Annotated in this window: 16 protein-coding genes; 10 read left to right on the top strand and 6 right to left on the bottom strand. The window is 41.5% G+C overall.

Annotation, left to right across the window (positions count from 1 at the left end):
- Positions 1–61: 61 nt before the first annotated feature.
- Complete coding sequence (locus Q0X72_RS08270; RefSeq protein ID WP_297763952.1) at positions 62–877, bottom strand: 2,3,4,5-tetrahydropyridine-2,6-dicarboxylate N-succinyltransferase; 816 nt, start codon at positions 875–877, stop codon at positions 62–64.
- Positions 878–981: 104 nt separating this feature from the next.
- On the opposite strand from Q0X72_RS08270, the gene ruvX reads away from it, so the two are divergent.
- The 5 genes from ruvX to Q0X72_RS08245 all read left to right on the top strand — a co-directional run bounded on the left by ruvX (position 982) and on the right by Q0X72_RS08245 (position 5,998).
- Positions 982–1,395 (top strand): Holliday junction resolvase RuvX, encoded by a 414-nt coding sequence (ruvX, locus tag Q0X72_RS08265; RefSeq protein WP_297763949.1) that lies wholly within the window; start codon positions 982–984, stop codon positions 1,393–1,395.
- Between the two features lie 44 nt (positions 1,396–1,439).
- Entirely contained in the window at positions 1,440–2,030 is a 591-nt protein-coding gene (gene def, locus Q0X72_RS08260) for a peptide deformylase (protein ID WP_297763946.1), read from the top strand.
- Between the two features lie 53 nt (positions 2,031–2,083).
- Positions 2,084–2,509 carry a DUF5606 domain-containing protein gene (locus tag Q0X72_RS08255; protein WP_297763943.1) on the top strand — a complete coding sequence of 142 codons (426 nt, stop codon included), beginning with the start codon at positions 2,084–2,086 and terminating at the stop codon, positions 2,507–2,509.
- 86 nt (positions 2,510–2,595) lie between these two features.
- Positions 2,596–5,460: an amidohydrolase gene (locus Q0X72_RS08250; RefSeq protein ID WP_297763939.1), complete on the top strand. Its 2,865-nt coding sequence runs from the start codon at positions 2,596–2,598 to the stop codon at positions 5,458–5,460.
- Entirely contained in the window at positions 5,411–5,998 is a 588-nt protein-coding gene (locus tag Q0X72_RS08245) for an amidohydrolase family protein (protein WP_297763936.1), read from the top strand. The genes Q0X72_RS08250 and Q0X72_RS08245 overlap by 50 nt, the downstream gene beginning before the upstream one ends.
- Before the next feature lie 42 nt (positions 5,999–6,040).
- Here the strand turns inward: Q0X72_RS08245 and Q0X72_RS08240 are convergent, their stop codons facing one another.
- From Q0X72_RS08240 to Q0X72_RS08220, 5 genes are all read right to left on the bottom strand, one after another.
- Entirely contained in the window at positions 6,041–7,546 is a 1,506-nt protein-coding gene (locus tag Q0X72_RS08240; protein WP_297763933.1) for a carboxypeptidase, read from the bottom strand.
- A 40-nt stretch (positions 7,547–7,586) separates the two neighbouring features.
- Positions 7,587–9,197, bottom strand: coding sequence for a family 20 glycosylhydrolase (locus tag Q0X72_RS08235; RefSeq protein ID WP_297763930.1), 1,611 nt, complete (start codon positions 9,195–9,197; stop codon positions 7,587–7,589).
- Positions 9,198–9,211: 14 nt separating this feature from the next.
- Positions 9,212–9,871, bottom strand: a complete 660-nt coding sequence (locus tag Q0X72_RS08230) for a GDSL-type esterase/lipase family protein (RefSeq protein ID WP_297763927.1) — start codon at positions 9,869–9,871, stop codon at positions 9,212–9,214.
- 18 nt (positions 9,872–9,889) lie between these two features.
- Positions 9,890–10,771 (bottom strand): alpha/beta hydrolase, encoded by an 882-nt coding sequence (locus tag Q0X72_RS08225; RefSeq protein ID WP_297763924.1) that lies wholly within the window; start codon positions 10,769–10,771, stop codon positions 9,890–9,892.
- A gap of 212 nt (positions 10,772–10,983) precedes the next feature.
- A complete protein-coding gene (locus Q0X72_RS08220) occupies positions 10,984–11,748 on the bottom strand; it encodes an SOS response-associated peptidase (protein WP_297763921.1) in 765 nt (254 codons plus the stop codon).
- A gap of 148 nt (positions 11,749–11,896) precedes the next feature.
- Between Q0X72_RS08220 and mazG the strand changes: the two genes are divergently transcribed.
- The 5 genes from mazG to Q0X72_RS08195 all read left to right on the top strand — a co-directional run.
- The gene (gene mazG / locus Q0X72_RS08215) at positions 11,897–12,670 is read left to right on the top strand and encodes a nucleoside triphosphate pyrophosphohydrolase (RefSeq protein ID WP_297763918.1); all 774 of its coding nucleotides are present in this window, start codon (positions 11,897–11,899) and stop codon (positions 12,668–12,670) included.
- A gap of 16 nt (positions 12,671–12,686) precedes the next feature.
- A complete protein-coding gene (locus Q0X72_RS08210) occupies positions 12,687–14,072 on the top strand; it encodes an MATE family efflux transporter (RefSeq protein ID WP_297763915.1) in 1,386 nt (461 codons plus the stop codon).
- 21 nt (positions 14,073–14,093) lie between these two features.
- Complete coding sequence (locus Q0X72_RS08205; protein WP_297763912.1) at positions 14,094–14,321, top strand: hypothetical protein; 228 nt, start codon at positions 14,094–14,096, stop codon at positions 14,319–14,321.
- A gap of 1 nt (position 14,322) precedes the next feature.
- Positions 14,323–14,892, top strand: a complete 570-nt coding sequence (locus tag Q0X72_RS08200; protein ID WP_297763909.1) for a phosphatase PAP2 family protein — start codon at positions 14,323–14,325, stop codon at positions 14,890–14,892.
- A partial coding sequence (locus tag Q0X72_RS08195) for an ArnT family glycosyltransferase (RefSeq protein WP_367180435.1) occupies positions 14,889–15,125 on the top strand: 237 nt, incomplete at its 3' end. The genes Q0X72_RS08200 and Q0X72_RS08195, both read left to right, overlap by 4 nt.

Raw genomic sequence — 15,125 nt, 5'->3', positions numbered from 1 at the left:
AATACAAAGTTATAACAATAAAAATGTCATAAAATTGTCTTTTAAAGAATATTCCTACAAATTATACAGCAACATTATACTCTCGTAACGCATTATTTAAGGAAGTCTTCAAATCGGTACTTGGTTTGCGTTTCCCAATGATCAGGGCACATGGAACTTGATAGGATCCTGCCGGAAATTCTTTGGTGTAACTCCCTGGTATAACAACTGAACGCGAAGGAACCCTACCTTTTAGTTCCACTGGTGCAGATCCTGTGACATCTATTATCTTAGTTGAAGCCGTTAATACCACATTGGCACCAAGTACGGCTTCTTTTTCTACTCGTACTCCTTCTACTACTATACAACGGCTACCAATAAAGGCATTATCTTCAATGATGACGGGAGAAGCCTGCAAAGGTTCTAAGACACCACCTATCCCAACTCCTCCACTTAAATGAACGTTCTTTCCTATTTGAGCACAACTACCTACTGTGGCCCAGGTATCAACCATAGTACCTTCATCTACATAGGCACCAATATTCACATAACAGGGCATCAAAATGGTTCCTGGTGCTATATAAGCGCCATGTCTTGCAACGGCATGTGGTACCACTCTAATACCTTTTTCCTTATAACCTTTTTTTAGAGGAATTTTATCGTGGTATTCAAAGATCCCAACTTCCATAGTTTCCATTTTCTGGATGGGGAAATACAGGACCACCGCCTTTTTAACCCATTCATTGATCTGCCAACCCCCTTCGGTTGGTTCGGCACATCGGAGACTTCCCGAATCAACAAGATTGATCACTTCTCTAATAGCCTTCTGTGTATCAGCTTCTCTTAGTAATTCACGGTTTTCCCATGCTTTTTCGATGGTAATTTGTAATTCCTTCATGGAGTTGCTTAAAATTTTTGCAAAGATAGGATGTAGGCCGGGATTATGAGGTCGAATTTTGTAGGAATAACAATTTATCCTGTATTTTTGCAAAAAAATAATACTTGGGGAGGATCATTGGCTTGGATTATGGGAAAGTAAGAACGGGGATCGCTGTAACGGATGAATTACAATTGATCGCTTCAGGCCTTACCACAGTGCTTACATCAGATTTGTTGACCTTTCTAAAAGACTATGTTAGTGAAGAAAATGTAACATCCTTTGTAGTAGGAGAGCCTAAGCAAATGAACAATACACCCTCGGAATCGGAAATCCTGATCGGGCCTTTTATCCAGGTATTAAAACAATCATTTCCTGAAATACCCGTTTATCGACAGGATGAACGCTTTACCTCACAAATGGCCGTAAAAAGTATGGTAGCTTCCGGGATGAAGAGAAAAGATAGAAGGGAAAAAGCAATGGTAGATAAGATCAGTGCTACGCTAATCCTGCAAGGATACCTGGATCGAATAAAATAGAGTAGAAAGCAAAATAATAGCTTGAAGAATAAAAAGAATATAATATGATATTGCCTATTATAGCATATGGGGATCCGGTACTCAGGAAAGTGTGTACGGATATTGATCAGCAATTCGAGGGTTTAGAAACACTTATCCGCAATATGTGGGATACCATGTACAATGCCAACGGCGTTGGTCTTGCGGCCCCTCAAATAGGATTGCCTATACGGCTATTTATGGTAGATACGTCTCCCTTCGCAGAAGATGAGGATCTTACAAAAGAGGAGCAGCAAGAACTTGCGGAATTTAAAAAAGTATTTATCAATGCCAAGATGGTAGAGGAAACGGGCACAACATGGCCATTTAATGAAGGTTGTCTTAGTATTCCGGATATTCGTGAGGATGTATCCAGGAAAGATACCATCAACATTGAGTATATGGATGAACAATTCAACGTGCATACCCATACCTACGACGGCCTTTTGGCCAGGGTCATTCAACATGAATACGACCATATTGAAGGTATTCTTTTTACCGATAAGGTCTCCAGCCTGAAAAAACGCTTATTAAAAGGGAAGTTGACCAACATTTCGAAAGGTAAAATTGAAGTAGATTATAAAATGCGCTTTCCATTGTTAAAAAAAGCTAGGTAGTGGTGGGCAAAACAGTTTAATTTTTCATATTTGCGCCGAAATAAGTGAATTCTATGAGTTTAGATAAAATTTTATCAATAGGGGGAAAACCCGGTTTATTCAAATTGGTGACCCAAACCAGGACAGGCTTTGTGGCCGAGTCTCTTATAGATGGTAAAAGGATCACAGTAGGTATGACCAGTAATGTAAGTGTGTTATCCGAGATCGCTATATTCACTCTGGAAGAAGAATTACCCTTAGTAGCAGTTTTTAAAAAGATTCAGGAGAAGGAAGATGGAGGTAAGACCTCAGTTGGACACAAAGAAGACAAATTAAAATTGGAAGAGTATTTTTTTGAGGTAGTTCCCGATTATGATGAGGACCGAGTTTATCCCAGTGATATCAAAAAAGTGATCCAATGGTATAATTTATTACATCAGCATGGGATCACAGATTTTACTGTTGAAGAAGAGGCTGAAGCCGATACGGAAAAAAAATAATACATCTCTTTTCTCTCCTATTTTAATAGGATAACTTCCCGTATTAATTCTTTATATTAGGAGCTTCATTTAAAAAAACACTCCTAATGAATCGGTCTATTACTTTCCTATTTTTACTATCACTTTTATTGGTTCCGGGACAATCACTTCTGGCACAAGATACCATACAGAAAACAGACTCCATTAAGAAGGCTACCAAGGAACTACCGCTTGAGCCAGAACGCACCATTGCCTTTTCAACTTCAGAAGCCACCTGGATGTCGCTCGATGTAAGTCCGGATGGTAAAACCATTGTTTTCGATCTTATGGGGGATATATATTCCATCCCAATAACTGGAGGAAAGGCCACAGCAATCACAAGCGGAATTGCCTACGATGTTCATCCGCGATTTAGTCCGGATGGAAAATCCATAGTATTTATTTCAGACAAAAGTGGCTCGGATAATATCTGGACCCTTCGCCTAGAGGACAAGGAAGAAAAACAGATCAGTAAAGAAAGTAGGCATAATTTCTTTTCTGCAGAATGGACACCAGACGGTGACTATATCGTTGGCGCCAAAGGAAGAAGAAATATTAAATTAAATATCTATCACAAAGAAGGTGGGGGAGGAAGCGCCTTGATCGGGGAACCTAAGGAACTTAAGGTCATAGATCCTGCCTTTAGTGCAGATGGCAAGTTGTTGTATTTTTCACAACGACGAAATGCCTGGAACTATAATGCACAACTTCCACAATATCAAATAGGCACCTATGATATGGAAGATGGCGACATGGATGTTATTACATCCCGATATGGATCTGCCTTTACCCCAACCTTGTCGCCGGATGGAAAATGGCTTGTTTTTGGGAATCGATTCGAGGCTGAAACAGGTCTTGTCCTACGTAATTTAAAAACAGGAGAGGAACGCTGGTTGGCATACCCGGTGCAAAGAGATGAACAAGAGTCTATTGCCCCATTGGGGGTGCTACCCGCCATGTCATTTACGCCAGATAGCAAGCAACTAATTGCCTCCTATGGAGGTAAGATCTATGCAATAGGGTTAAACACCAATACAGCTAATGAGATTCCTTTTACGGCAGATGTTTCCCTGGAACTAGGACCACGATTAAAATTCAACTATCCTATTGATGATGCGGCAGAAGCTTTTGTGACACAGGTGAGGGATGCCAAACCTTCCCCAGATGGAAAGCGATTGGCTTTTACAGCGCTAAATAGACTATATGTTATGGAGCTCCCGGGAGGTACTCCCAGGAGATTAACCGGCAATGATTTTACTGAGGCCCAGCCCAGTTGGTCCCCGGATGGCATTAGCCTTGTGTATACTACCTGGAAATACGGAGGGGGTCATTTGTATAAGATCAATGTGGATGGAAGAGCCAGGCCCATTCAATTAACACAAGAACCAGGAATTTACAGTTCCCCGGAATGGTCATATAAGAGTAACAGAATAGCATTTCTCAAAGGGACTGCACAGACATATGAAGATGCTACAGGTCCTTTGACAAGAAGAGCGCAGGAGGATCTGGTTTGGGTTTCCTCCAATGGTGGCCCTATTCAATTTATAGATAAATCCAAAGGGAGGCAACAACCACATTTTACCAAAATAGACGATCGAATTTATTTAAGTCATGCCACTAAGGGGCTGATCTCTATTCGTTGGGATGGTACGGATGAAAAGGAACATCTGAAATTAAAAGGAATAGAGACCTATGGGTCTCAGGATATCTTTGGGAAGGATCATATGGAAGGTTTGCAAAACGGTTACCTCCCAATGATAGATGATAACAGGGAAGATAATGACAAGGCATCCAGACCTTCCGAAATACGTATTTCTCCTGATGGAAGCAAGGCACTGGCACAGATCAATAACGATATTTATACGGTGACCATACCACGATATGGCAAAACACCTACCATTTCGCTGGCATCAGCAGATAAGGCCGCTTTTCCGGCAATGAAATTAACGGTAATGGGCGGCGAATTCCCCGCTTGGGCTTCCGATAGTAAAAAAGTGCATTGGTCGCTGGGAGCAGGTCATTTCCGATACGATCTCGATACCGGGAAACAATTTAAGGACAGTGTAGTAGCCGCAAAAAAGAAAGAAAAAGAACTAAAGAAAACGGAGAAGGCCAAAGATTCTACAGAGTCCGGAGAGGATAAGAAGGAGGAGGAAAAGGAAGCTGTCTTCAAAGCAGAGGAGTTTGAAATTAAGGTTGCCTTTAAAAAGCAGATGCCCAATGGCACCCTACTATTACAAGGCGGCAGGATCATTACTATGAAGGGAGATGAGGTCATCGAAAAAGGAGATGTGCTTGTAGAAAATAACAGGATCAAAGCCGTGGGAGCTTCAGGATCCTTGGTGATACCTAAAGGGACCACCATAATTGATGTAAGCGGCAAAACTCTTACACCTGGATTTGTAGATACCCACGCCCATTTGCGGCCTAGTTGGGGGATTCACAAGAACCAGGTTTGGGGGTACTCGGCCAACCTTGCTTATGGAGTTACAACCACCAGAGATCCCCAAACTGGCACTACTGACGTGTTGACCTACTCGGATATGGTGGAAGCCGGGATTTTACATGGCCCCCGGGTATACAGTACAGGGCCTGGAGTAGGCTTTTGGCGTTATAAAATAACAAGCCTTGATCATGCCAAAGAGGTGTTGAAGCAATACAGTGAGTACTACAATACAAAAACTATTAAAATGTACCTGGTTGGGAACAGGCAACAAAGGCAATGGATTATTATGGCGGCCAAGGAGTTGAAATTAATGCCCACTACGGAAGGGGGACTCGACTTCAAATTAAACATGACTCAGTTACTCGCCAGGGCACGAACATTCTTTACCTATTTATCCTATTTACCAGGATGTGGTAAAAACCATAGCAGAATCAAAAATGGCGGTGACTCCAACTTTATTGGTCTCTTATGGCGGACCATGGGCTGAGAATTACTTCTATTCCCGTGAAGATGTATGGGGAGATAAAAAATTACAATATTTCACCCCATATGAAGAATTAGCCCGAAAGTCCAGAAGACGTCCGGGATGGTTTATGGATGAAGAACACGTATTTCAGAAACACGCGATGTTTATGAACGATCTGGTAAAAGCAGGAGGAATTGCCGGCATAGGTAGCCACGGGCAATTACAAGGCCTGGGTTACCATTGGGAATTATGGTCTGTAGCAAGTGGGGGAATGGAGAATCATGATGCATTAAAAGTAGCAACGCTTCACGGAGCTACTGCCCTTGGGCTGGAAACCGATCTTGGAAGCATAGAAGCTGGGAAACTGGCAGATATTCTGATCATGGCTCAAAATCCTATGGATTCCTTAAGGAATACAAATTCACTTACCCATGTTATTAAGAATGGGACCGTCTATAGTGCAGATACTTTGGATGAAGTATGGCCCGTGACAAAAAAAGCAGCACCTTTTACCTGGCAGACAAAGAAACCTGTTGGGCTTCCGGGAACTGATAAATAAGATGTAATCAATTAAAAAGGACGCGCATGACGTCCTTTTTTGTTAGCGTGAAGTATCCTTTATAAAATCGGACACATCTTTTTTAAACTGAGCCATAGAGGGCGGATGCGTATACATCATATGTCCGGCTTCATAATATTTCATCAGGATGTTTTCCTTGATCTCCTTGGTTAGCCCTAAGTGGTTAATGCTGTGTTCTACGCCATAAAAGACGGTCGCAATATCATAAATGCCATTAAGGATCAAAACCTTCACATTGGGATCCTTGGACATGGCTTCGGCCATATCAACCCCTGTATTAATGGCAGCCTGCGTGCCCCAGCGTTCATTTCCGGCATGTTTCCAATCCCAATCAAATCCTTTCCTTCCATAAGCGGAGGTGGCATAATTTAATGATTTATTTACTTTGAGAACGCGGTATAAATAATCGAGAAATCCTGCTATATATGCAGGTGAAATAGCATCACTTTGAGGATCCCGATTTCCTTCTTGTGCCAAAGGGTCCTGGTTGATACCTGTGAATCGGGAATCTAAACGACCTACGAGTTCACCTTGTTCACGAAGGAATTCTGCGAAAAACTCACTGTTTGTGACGCGTAGATCTGCCTTCATCCAATAGTCCATACTGGTGCCTGTATAGGCAGCTAATTTCGCTGCTACAGATCTTTTCTCTTCCAGTTCTATCCGATCGCCTTTGAACAAAGCAGGGGTATACACTTCTTCAGTAAAAGTTCGGATCTCATTGAGGTAGTCATAGACATTTTCCGGTTTGTTCTCTACCCTGTCATGGTACCATGCGGTGGCTGCATAGGTGGGGAAATGAACAATATAGGGCAGGTCATCATTTGGTGGAAAAAGCAGCGTTCTTAGGTCGAATACAGCAGAAACCATGATCACCCCATTCATAGCGATACCGTCCCCCAGTAGTACATTCATGAGCCCTGCATTCCTAAAAGTACCATAGCTTTCGCCCAGGAGGTATTTAGGGCTGTTCATCCGGTCGTTCTCTATCAGGAATTGTTTAATAAAAAGAGAAAGACTCTTAATATCCTGGTCTACTCCCCAAAAATCCTTGAACTTTGATTTACCTAAAGGCACGCTAAGACCGGTTCCAACCGGGTCTATCATTACCAGGTCTGCAACATCGAGAATGGAATAATTATTATTCACCAATTGATAAGGAGCCGCAGGGGTATAATCCGGGTCATTTACTACAATTCGTTTGGGACCTAAAATGCCCATGTGGAGCCAGAAGGATGAAGAACCAGGTCCTCCATTGTAAGCAAATACAATAGGCCGTTTTCTGGTATTATTATCCCGCTTATCTCCTTTGCTGTAAAAGGTATGTCCCATTAGAGCCAAGGGTTTATTATTCTCATCCTTTACCTGAAAAGTTCCTGCTTTCGCGTTTAGGTAAATGGTCCTACCATTAATAACTACGCTTTGCATAGTAGTGGATACCTCTGCTTTGGGCAAGGTGTCATTCTCAGTTTGAGCGTATATCAGCCCAATAAACAAGAAGGCAATACAGGTTAAAATGGTTTTCATAATCGGTTTATTTTAGTTATCAAATTAGCTCTAAAGATTTTTAATCTTTAAGGATCTCCTTGTATGCTCTTTTATTTTTTACCCAATCTATCCTTGGAGAGGCGTAATATTTTACATTCATCATATCCAGGAAAGGGGTCTGATTGGCAAGTCGCACTCTAAAGTTTTCCCAATCCCTGTTCTCTTCCAGACTCCAACTTAATTCTGAATACCCTATCACCCTTGGAAAGGCCAGATACTCTAATTCTTCAATGTTACTTATTGTTTCTGACCATAATGGTGCTTCTACCCCAAGGATCATGTCTTTTGGAATTTGAGGGACGTAGGTTTCCGGATTCCAGACATAAGCCGTATCAACGGGGATATAGGCTGCCCAGTGCAAGCCATACGGGGAAAGGGTATCGTACTGCATGTCTAGATAGGCCTTTTTTGCAGGTGAAAGGATTACTTTCATGCCCTTTTCTATGGCGGTGGTAGCATTACTTTCATCAGCCCAGAACTGTGCGATAGATTCACTATCCACCTCGGCCGTGACAATTTCATCCCAACCGATCATTATCTTTTCATACTTCTGAACAATCTTTTCTACCTTATTCACGAAATAGTTGTAATCTCCTTTTTTAGTTACATGGCTCTCATCACCACCAATATGGAAATATGGACCAGGTGTAATGGCGCTGATCTCACGAACTACATCATCTATAAATGAATATACTGTATCTTTTCTGGTATCGAAGGTACTAAAGCCAACGTGCCTTCCCTGGTACAACTTTGGCGTTTTACCTGTGCCATCTAAAAATGGGTAGGAGACGGAGGCAGCATTGGTATGGCCCGGCATATCTATTTCCGGAACAATCATCATGTGGCGCACCGCGGCATAGGCTACTATCTCTTTATAGTCTTCCTGTGTATAAAACCCCCCGGCTCCTCCACCTACTTCAGTACTGCCGCCTATTTCAGTGAGCTTTGGCCAGGATTTAATCTCAATTCGCCATCCCTGATCATCCGTCAGATGCAGGTGTAAGACGTTTATTTTGTAGTATGCCAGAATATCAATGTATTTTTTTACATCCTCTACGGAGAAAAAATGTCGTGCCACATCTAACATGGAACCACGGTATTCAAAATTAGGATGGTCTTCTATAATGCCAGTAGAGATAGGCCATATAGAATGTTCTGCAAGAGAGTCGTTGCTGACCTCAGGAATAAGTTGTCTTATGGTTTGTACTCCTCTAAAAGCCGCTTTTGCCGTAGGAGCTTCCAGGATCAATGAGTCTTTTTTAATAGAAAGGATGTAGGCTTCGTCATTGGGCCATGATTTGTCTGTGTTCTGGCGAAAGTAAATGACCGCATCATTCTTTTGACTTTCATTAATATTTGAGTCTAGTCTTAAACCCGTTTTTTCAGTAATCTTATCCGAAAGGTAACTCGCCACTTCTTGTAAGCTGGCATTGTCTGGACTGGTTTCTATTCGCGTATATTGATCTAAGCGAAATCCGCTATTTGCAGCTACTATTGAACTGGGCATAGGGATCAGATTTTCACTTTTAAGATCTGTTTCCGGCATTAGAATTTCTTTTTGTGGAGATTCACATCCTACACTTAGAATAATGCTCAGCACTCCTATTGTTTTAGCTATTCTTTTGTTCATTTTATTCATATAGTTTAATTTATAAAGGGTTTGATTACCTCATACCAAAGGTCATATCCTTTTTGATTCATATGTAAACCGTCTTCAATAAATAAGCTTTCATCAATAATTTCATTCTTCAACATAACGTCCCAAACATTGGCAAAAGCTATTTGAGGAGATTGTTCCGCATATTCTTTAAATTTCAGATTCAGCTTTATATAGCGCTTTTTTAAATGCCAGCGAACAATACTTGGTTTCGTGGAGATCAAAACTACCTCAGTCTCAGGATAGTGTTGCCAAATTTTGTCAATGATCTTTCTAGTTATTCTGATGACTCTATTTGGTCTTTTCTTAAAATTGATATCATTGTCACCTTCATAAATGAAGACCATTTTGGGTTTATATGAAAGAACCAATGGTTGGAGGTGTTTTAGTAGATCTCTTGTTTGTGATCCGCCAAAACCTGTGTTAATTATCTGGTGATCAGGAAAAAGATCTTCAAGTCCTTCCCACAACCGCACACTAGAGCTCCCTGTGAAAACGATTGTTGCTTTATTCTCATCCCAAATACTGTCATATCGCCCGGCCATCATAGACACTTCTTCAGTAAAATCTTCCGCCTTTTGTGCATTGCACAAGAAGGCCAAAGAACCGAAAAGTAATAGAAAGTATGTGAGTTTAGTCGGAATCATTGAGGACGTACTAATTTCTTATTTATTAGGCGCTATGATATTTTCTGCTACTCCCCAATCATAAAAACGGCCAATCCATCTATCGGAGGGTAGGTCTTGAGTTTTCATCCCAAAACCATGACCACCTTTAGAGTACATATGAAGTTCGGGTTTTTGATCAGCGGCCAACCACGAATTATAGAGTTCAATACTTCCCTTTGCAAGTCCCAAGGGATCATCGGAAGCACAAATGACGAGCATAAGTGGTGGGTTTTCCGGTGCTTTCTGCACCGGCATGGCAGAGGTCCATGAATACACGGGTACAACAAAATCAGGTCTGTTCTCTCCCTTACCTTTATAAGTTACTCCCTGGGTAACGGCACCTCCTGCTGAGAATCCCATAAACCCGATCTTATTTTTATCAATGCCAAATTCTCCGGCATGTTCGCGAACATATTGCACGGCTGCCAGGCCATCGGCTACGGAATATGGCATTACAGAAGCTACCACTTTTTTAAATTCATCCACATTATTACTACTGGTTTCATTGAGATCCTTTACCCCATTTTCCCCAGTTGGAACCAGTCTGTACTTGAGAACAAATGCGGTAATCCCTTTTTCATTCAACCACCTGGCCACCATATTGCCCTCACTTTCTATACTTAAGGCGTACAAGCCTCCTCCTGGTGCTATAATCACCGAGGTTCCATTGGCAATAGATGCATCCGACCTGAACACTTCCATGCTTGGTGTGGATACATTACAAACCACCTCTGTATTCCAAATCTTTGAAAAGAAGGCTTTTTCACCCCCTACCCATTGAATATTATCCGGGCCCTCATGAGGTAAGTTTATGATCTCTTGTCCATGAATACTTATGATGAAGAGAAGGGATACTAGAAATAGGATAGTTGTTTTCATAGTTGTTAAAATTGAGTCCATTTTGGACGAAGCTCTAAAATAGGAAATAATCTAATGTCTTTTGGGTCTTAACACGTTCTTAATAATTGTTATTTAAATGAACTATAAAAATGCCAGGTTTTATTCGCCCGCACATAAAAAGAGACTTGTAACGAATCATATCTCAGATATGTCAAAAAAGTAGTAACTCCCTTCAGTATGATTTGTAGGAATTAAGCCTGAAGCTCCGGATATAAGATCTCCTCACTGATCTCAGGAACATTCCCGATATACGCCTTGCCTCTTAGTTTATGTACGGTATGGGCCTGGAGTTCTTCTTCGGGGTATGAATGTATAAGATCTTGTATGGCTTTCTCATCCAATTCTTCTTCTACAGGGATCAACCATTTGTCTTCCATATCATCTGGCAAGATCAAAGGCATTCTGGGGCCTTGCAGCTTTGGATTGTTATGGATCCTGGCCATCATAGGGTTGCCTTCCGTGGTTACAATACTAAAAGTATTGAGGTATTTGCCAGATTCAGGATCCTTCCACCTATTCCATAATCCGGCGAATACTAAAGGCTGCTGATCTTTTCTGTGTATAAAATAAGGATAGGTCTTTCCCTTAGAATGGTGGTGTTCGTAAAAACCGTCTACATATACCAGACAACGGTGATACTTAGCCGCAGTTCTGAAGGAAGGTTTTTCAAAGATGGTTTCCCCGCGAGCATTTAAGGTATTGTTCCAGATCTTTTTTTGCTGTACACTGTCTTTAACCCAGTGTGGTACCAACCCCCAGGTGGCTACTTCCGGAATAACGCGATCTTCTTCGGTGTAGATCAGGAGTTTTGGATGCTGAAATCCGGATGCATGGAAGATAGGAAGGTCTGTCAATGGCGCCAACTTTTGTTCTATTTCCCTGATCGCGATCTCATCGCCGTATTGCCTGGCGCGTTTTAATTGAGCTTCCAAACTAGCTTTAATGTCGTAACACATCCTTATTGTTCATTGAGTTGATTAAATATTTGCCTTGTATTACCCAGCCTACACCATTCAAAAAATTCTGGGGTGGTTCTTAAAAATACTCCAAAAAATGGGCACTCCCAAAACTTTCATCTTTGTACTTTTGCGCAAAAGCAAACTGATGAATTCGCGGAAAGATCAATTAAAATCGTTAGATCGACTTCTAACTATCATGGAAGAGTTACGGTCCCAGTGTCCCTGGGATAAAAAGCAGACCATGCAAAGCCTGCGCCATCTCACCATTGAAGAGACCTATGAATTGGGCGACGCCATTTTGGATGGAGACCTTCCGGAAGTAAAAAAGGAATTAGGAGATCTTTTGCTCCATATAGTTTTTTATGCCAAAATTGGTTCTGAAACTGGAGATTTTGATATAGCCGACGTGAGCAATTCAATATGCGACAAGTTAATTAATAGGCACCCTCATATTTATGGAGATATAGATGTGGCCGATGAAGAGGATGTAAAGAGAAATTGGGAAAACATCAAACTTGCTGAAGGAAAAAAAAGTGTCCTGGAAGGGGTGCCAACAAGTTTACCTTCTTTGGTAAAAGCCAATAGGATACAGGATAAGGTTGCCGGGGTGGGATTCGACTGGGAAAAGCCCGAACAGGTATTTGAAAAATTACAGGAAGAGCTAGGCGAACTTCAGGAAGAGATTAAAAATGGAACAGAAGAGCGGATAGAAGCCGAATTTGGGGATGTTTTATTCTCTATGGTGAACTATGCTCGATTTCTAAAGATAAATCCGGAAAACGCTCTTGAGCGCACGAATAAGAAATTTATAAAGCGTTTCTCCTATTTGGAGGGCAAGGCCAAAGAGGCAGGAAAATCTCTCAAGGAAATGACCCTGGCAGAAATGGACGTGCATTGGAACGAGGCGAAGCATTTATAAGATAAAAGATACACGTTTGTTAGGTCGTTATACCAAAGAGTTTCGTTACAACATAAGGCTTTCGGTTCCCGTTATTCTGGGGATGCTGGGTCATACATTTGTGGCCTTCGCAGATAACATTATGGTAGGGCAACTAGGCACTGCCGAGTTGGCTGCCGTATCACTGGGAAATAGTTTTGTTTTTATAGCCATGTCACTTGGGATCGGTTTTTCCACGGCCATTACACCACTGGTTGCAGAAGCTGATGGGGCAGGCTATAAGGAAGATGGTAAAAGAGCACTAAAACACGGGTTGGTCCTCTGTACCTTGCTGGGAATTTCCCTATTTGGCCTGATACTTCTGATAAAACCATTGATGTATATGATGGATCAACCACCTGAAGTGGTGGTCCTGGCTATTCCATATTTGGATCTTGTGGCTTTTTCCCTGATACCACTGATCATGTTTCAGGCATTTAAGCAATTTTCGGAGGGACTTTCACAGACCAAATACCCTATGTATGCTACTATTATTGCTAATGTCCTGAACATTATACTCAATTACCTGTTGATCTTTGGTTCTTTCGGCTTTCCAAAAATGGGAATCATAGGAGCTGCTATTGGCACATTGATCTCCAGAATTGTAATGCTAATTTTCCTTTGGGTACTACTAAATAAAAAAAAGAAATTCCATTTTTATGTTACTGGGTTTAACTTTAAAAAGTTGGAGCGAAAAGTAATGAAGAAGATCATTGATCTTGGATTTCCCTCAGCATTGCAAATGTTCTTTGAAGTGGCCATTTTTACCGCTGCTATTTGGTTAAGCGGTGTCTTAGGTAAAAATCCTCAGGCGGCCAATCAGATCGCGTTAAACCTAAGCAGTATGACCTTTATGTTTGGGATGGGGCTAGGGGTGGCAGCCATGATACGAGTTGGCAATCAAAAAGGATTAAGGAATTTCAGTGAATTGCGACGTATTGCCCAGTCTATTTTCTTTCTTACCCTATTGGTGGAAATTGGTTTTGCAGCACTTTTCCTCCTTGGTAGGTTTTGGTTCCCCACCATCTATTTGGATGTGGACGATCTTACCAACCAGTTAGACAATATGGAAGTAATTGGTTTGGCAGCAGAATTATTATTGGTAGCAGCTTTTTTCCAGATCTCAGACGGATTACAAGTGGTGATCCTGGGTGCCTTGCGAGGGTTACAGGATGTAAAAATTCCTACGGCAATTACCTTTATTGCTTACTGGATGATCGCCTTTCCCGTTAGTTATTACCTTGGGTTGCATACGGAATTGAAAAGCACTGGTATTTGGATAGGACTTCTCGCCGGACTTACCGCTTCAGCGATTATGTTGTATCTTCGATTTAATTATTTAACAAAGAAATTAGCCTTAGAAGCTGCCGTAAAAACGCCGTAACTATACTAATAAATACATCCTATGGACCTACCTAAATTTTTAATAGGCGACAATACGGATCATCCTTCCGCCATATTTGTAATCCACACGGAATACCCTCGATTTGTGATCAATCTGGAAAACGATGAGGTGGAATGGCTGGAGGAGTTTACTCAAGATGATGAAAAGGAACTTGCCGCGGAATCAAGAGACCTTATAGAGGCAGCCAATAAATTTTATGATAGGGAAATAGCGCGATACGATTCATAATATGTTGGAAGAACTCCTCCACTTAGACCAAGAGGTTTTTGTGTATCTGAACAATCTGGGATCTCCCACATGGGACGGTTTCTGGATGTTTATGACCAACAAATGGAGTTCAATACCCCTTTATGTACTCCTATTGATACTCGCCCTCCGATCCCTTGGATTAAAAAAGACCTTATTGCTATTGGTAAGCATTGCCTTACTCATCACCGTAAGTGACCAGCTTTCTAATTTTTTTAAAATCGGTGTAGGGCGACTCAGACCTTGTTATGACCCGGATCTTTCCGGACTTATTCGACTGGTAAAGGCATCATGCGGAGGTAAGTTCGGTTATTTTTCGGCCCATGCTTCCAATTCTTTTGCCATCGCAATATTTTTCGCTCATCTTTTCAGGAAATCCTATATGATTCTTGCTTGGATCCTCATATTATGGGCCCTGGTTGTTTCCTACAGCCGGATCTATGTGGGAGTACATTACCCACTCGATGTACTTTCAGGTGCTATCGCAGGATCATTTATGGGTTGGCTTTTCTTTCGTTTGTATGTTTTAACCCTTAACAGGTTAGATCTATGATATCAACCATCCGATACTGGAGTTTGATATTTCTGATCCTTCTGGTCTATCTGGCAGGAATGTTTGTCACACTATTTGAGAACGATTCTGCTCAATTTGCTGTCATGGCGATGCGCATGGTACAGGAAAATGATTTCCTTAGTCTATTCAAAGGTCCGGAGGAATACTTAGATAAGCCTCATATGCATTACTGGCTGGCTGCAATCTGCTATAAACTTTTTGGAATTCATGAT

This window comes from uncultured Muriicola sp. (genome assembly GCF_947258935.1).
Taxonomy (GTDB): Bacteria; Bacteroidota; Bacteroidia; order Flavobacteriales; family Flavobacteriaceae; genus Muriicola.
Note: the sequence above shows the minus strand (reverse complement) of the source record. Positions and strands in the feature narration are given on the sequence as shown.

What these genes read in the sequence shown, in the direction of transcription:
- Q0X72_RS08270 (WP_297763952.1), bottom strand. Translation starts at nt 877, where the DNA reads ATGAAGGAATTACAAATTACCATCGAAAAAGCATGGGAAAACCGTGAA.
- def (WP_297763946.1), top strand. Translation starts at nt 1,440, where the DNA reads ATGATATTGCCTATTATAGCATATGGGGATCCGGTACTCAGGAAAGTG.
- Q0X72_RS08255 (WP_297763943.1), top strand. Translation starts at nt 2,084, where the DNA reads ATGAGTTTAGATAAAATTTTATCAATAGGGGGAAAACCCGGTTTATTC.
- Q0X72_RS08250 (WP_297763939.1), top strand. Translation starts at nt 2,596, where the DNA reads ATGAATCGGTCTATTACTTTCCTATTTTTACTATCACTTTTATTGGTT.
- Q0X72_RS08245 (WP_297763936.1), top strand. Translation starts at nt 5,411, where the DNA reads ATGGCGGTGACTCCAACTTTATTGGTCTCTTATGGCGGACCATGGGCT.
- Q0X72_RS08240 (WP_297763933.1), bottom strand. Translation starts at nt 7,546, where the DNA reads ATGAAAACCATTTTAACCTGTATTGCCTTCTTGTTTATTGGGCTGATA.
- Q0X72_RS08235 (WP_297763930.1), bottom strand. Translation starts at nt 9,197, where the DNA reads ATGAACAAAAGAATAGCTAAAACAATAGGAGTGCTGAGCATTATTCTA.
- Q0X72_RS08230 (WP_297763927.1), bottom strand. Translation starts at nt 9,871, where the DNA reads ATGATTCCGACTAAACTCACATACTTTCTATTACTTTTCGGTTCTTTG.
- Q0X72_RS08225 (WP_297763924.1), bottom strand. Translation starts at nt 10,771, where the DNA reads ATGAAAACAACTATCCTATTTCTAGTATCCCTTCTCTTCATCATAAGT.
- Q0X72_RS08220 (WP_297763921.1), bottom strand. Translation starts at nt 11,748, where the DNA reads ATGTGTTACGACATTAAAGCTAGTTTGGAAGCTCAATTAAAACGCGCC.
- mazG (WP_297763918.1), top strand. Translation starts at nt 11,897, where the DNA reads ATGAATTCGCGGAAAGATCAATTAAAATCGTTAGATCGACTTCTAACT.
- Q0X72_RS08205 (WP_297763912.1), top strand. Translation starts at nt 14,094, where the DNA reads ATGGACCTACCTAAATTTTTAATAGGCGACAATACGGATCATCCTTCC.
- Q0X72_RS08200 (WP_297763909.1), top strand. Translation starts at nt 14,323, where the DNA reads ATGTTGGAAGAACTCCTCCACTTAGACCAAGAGGTTTTTGTGTATCTG.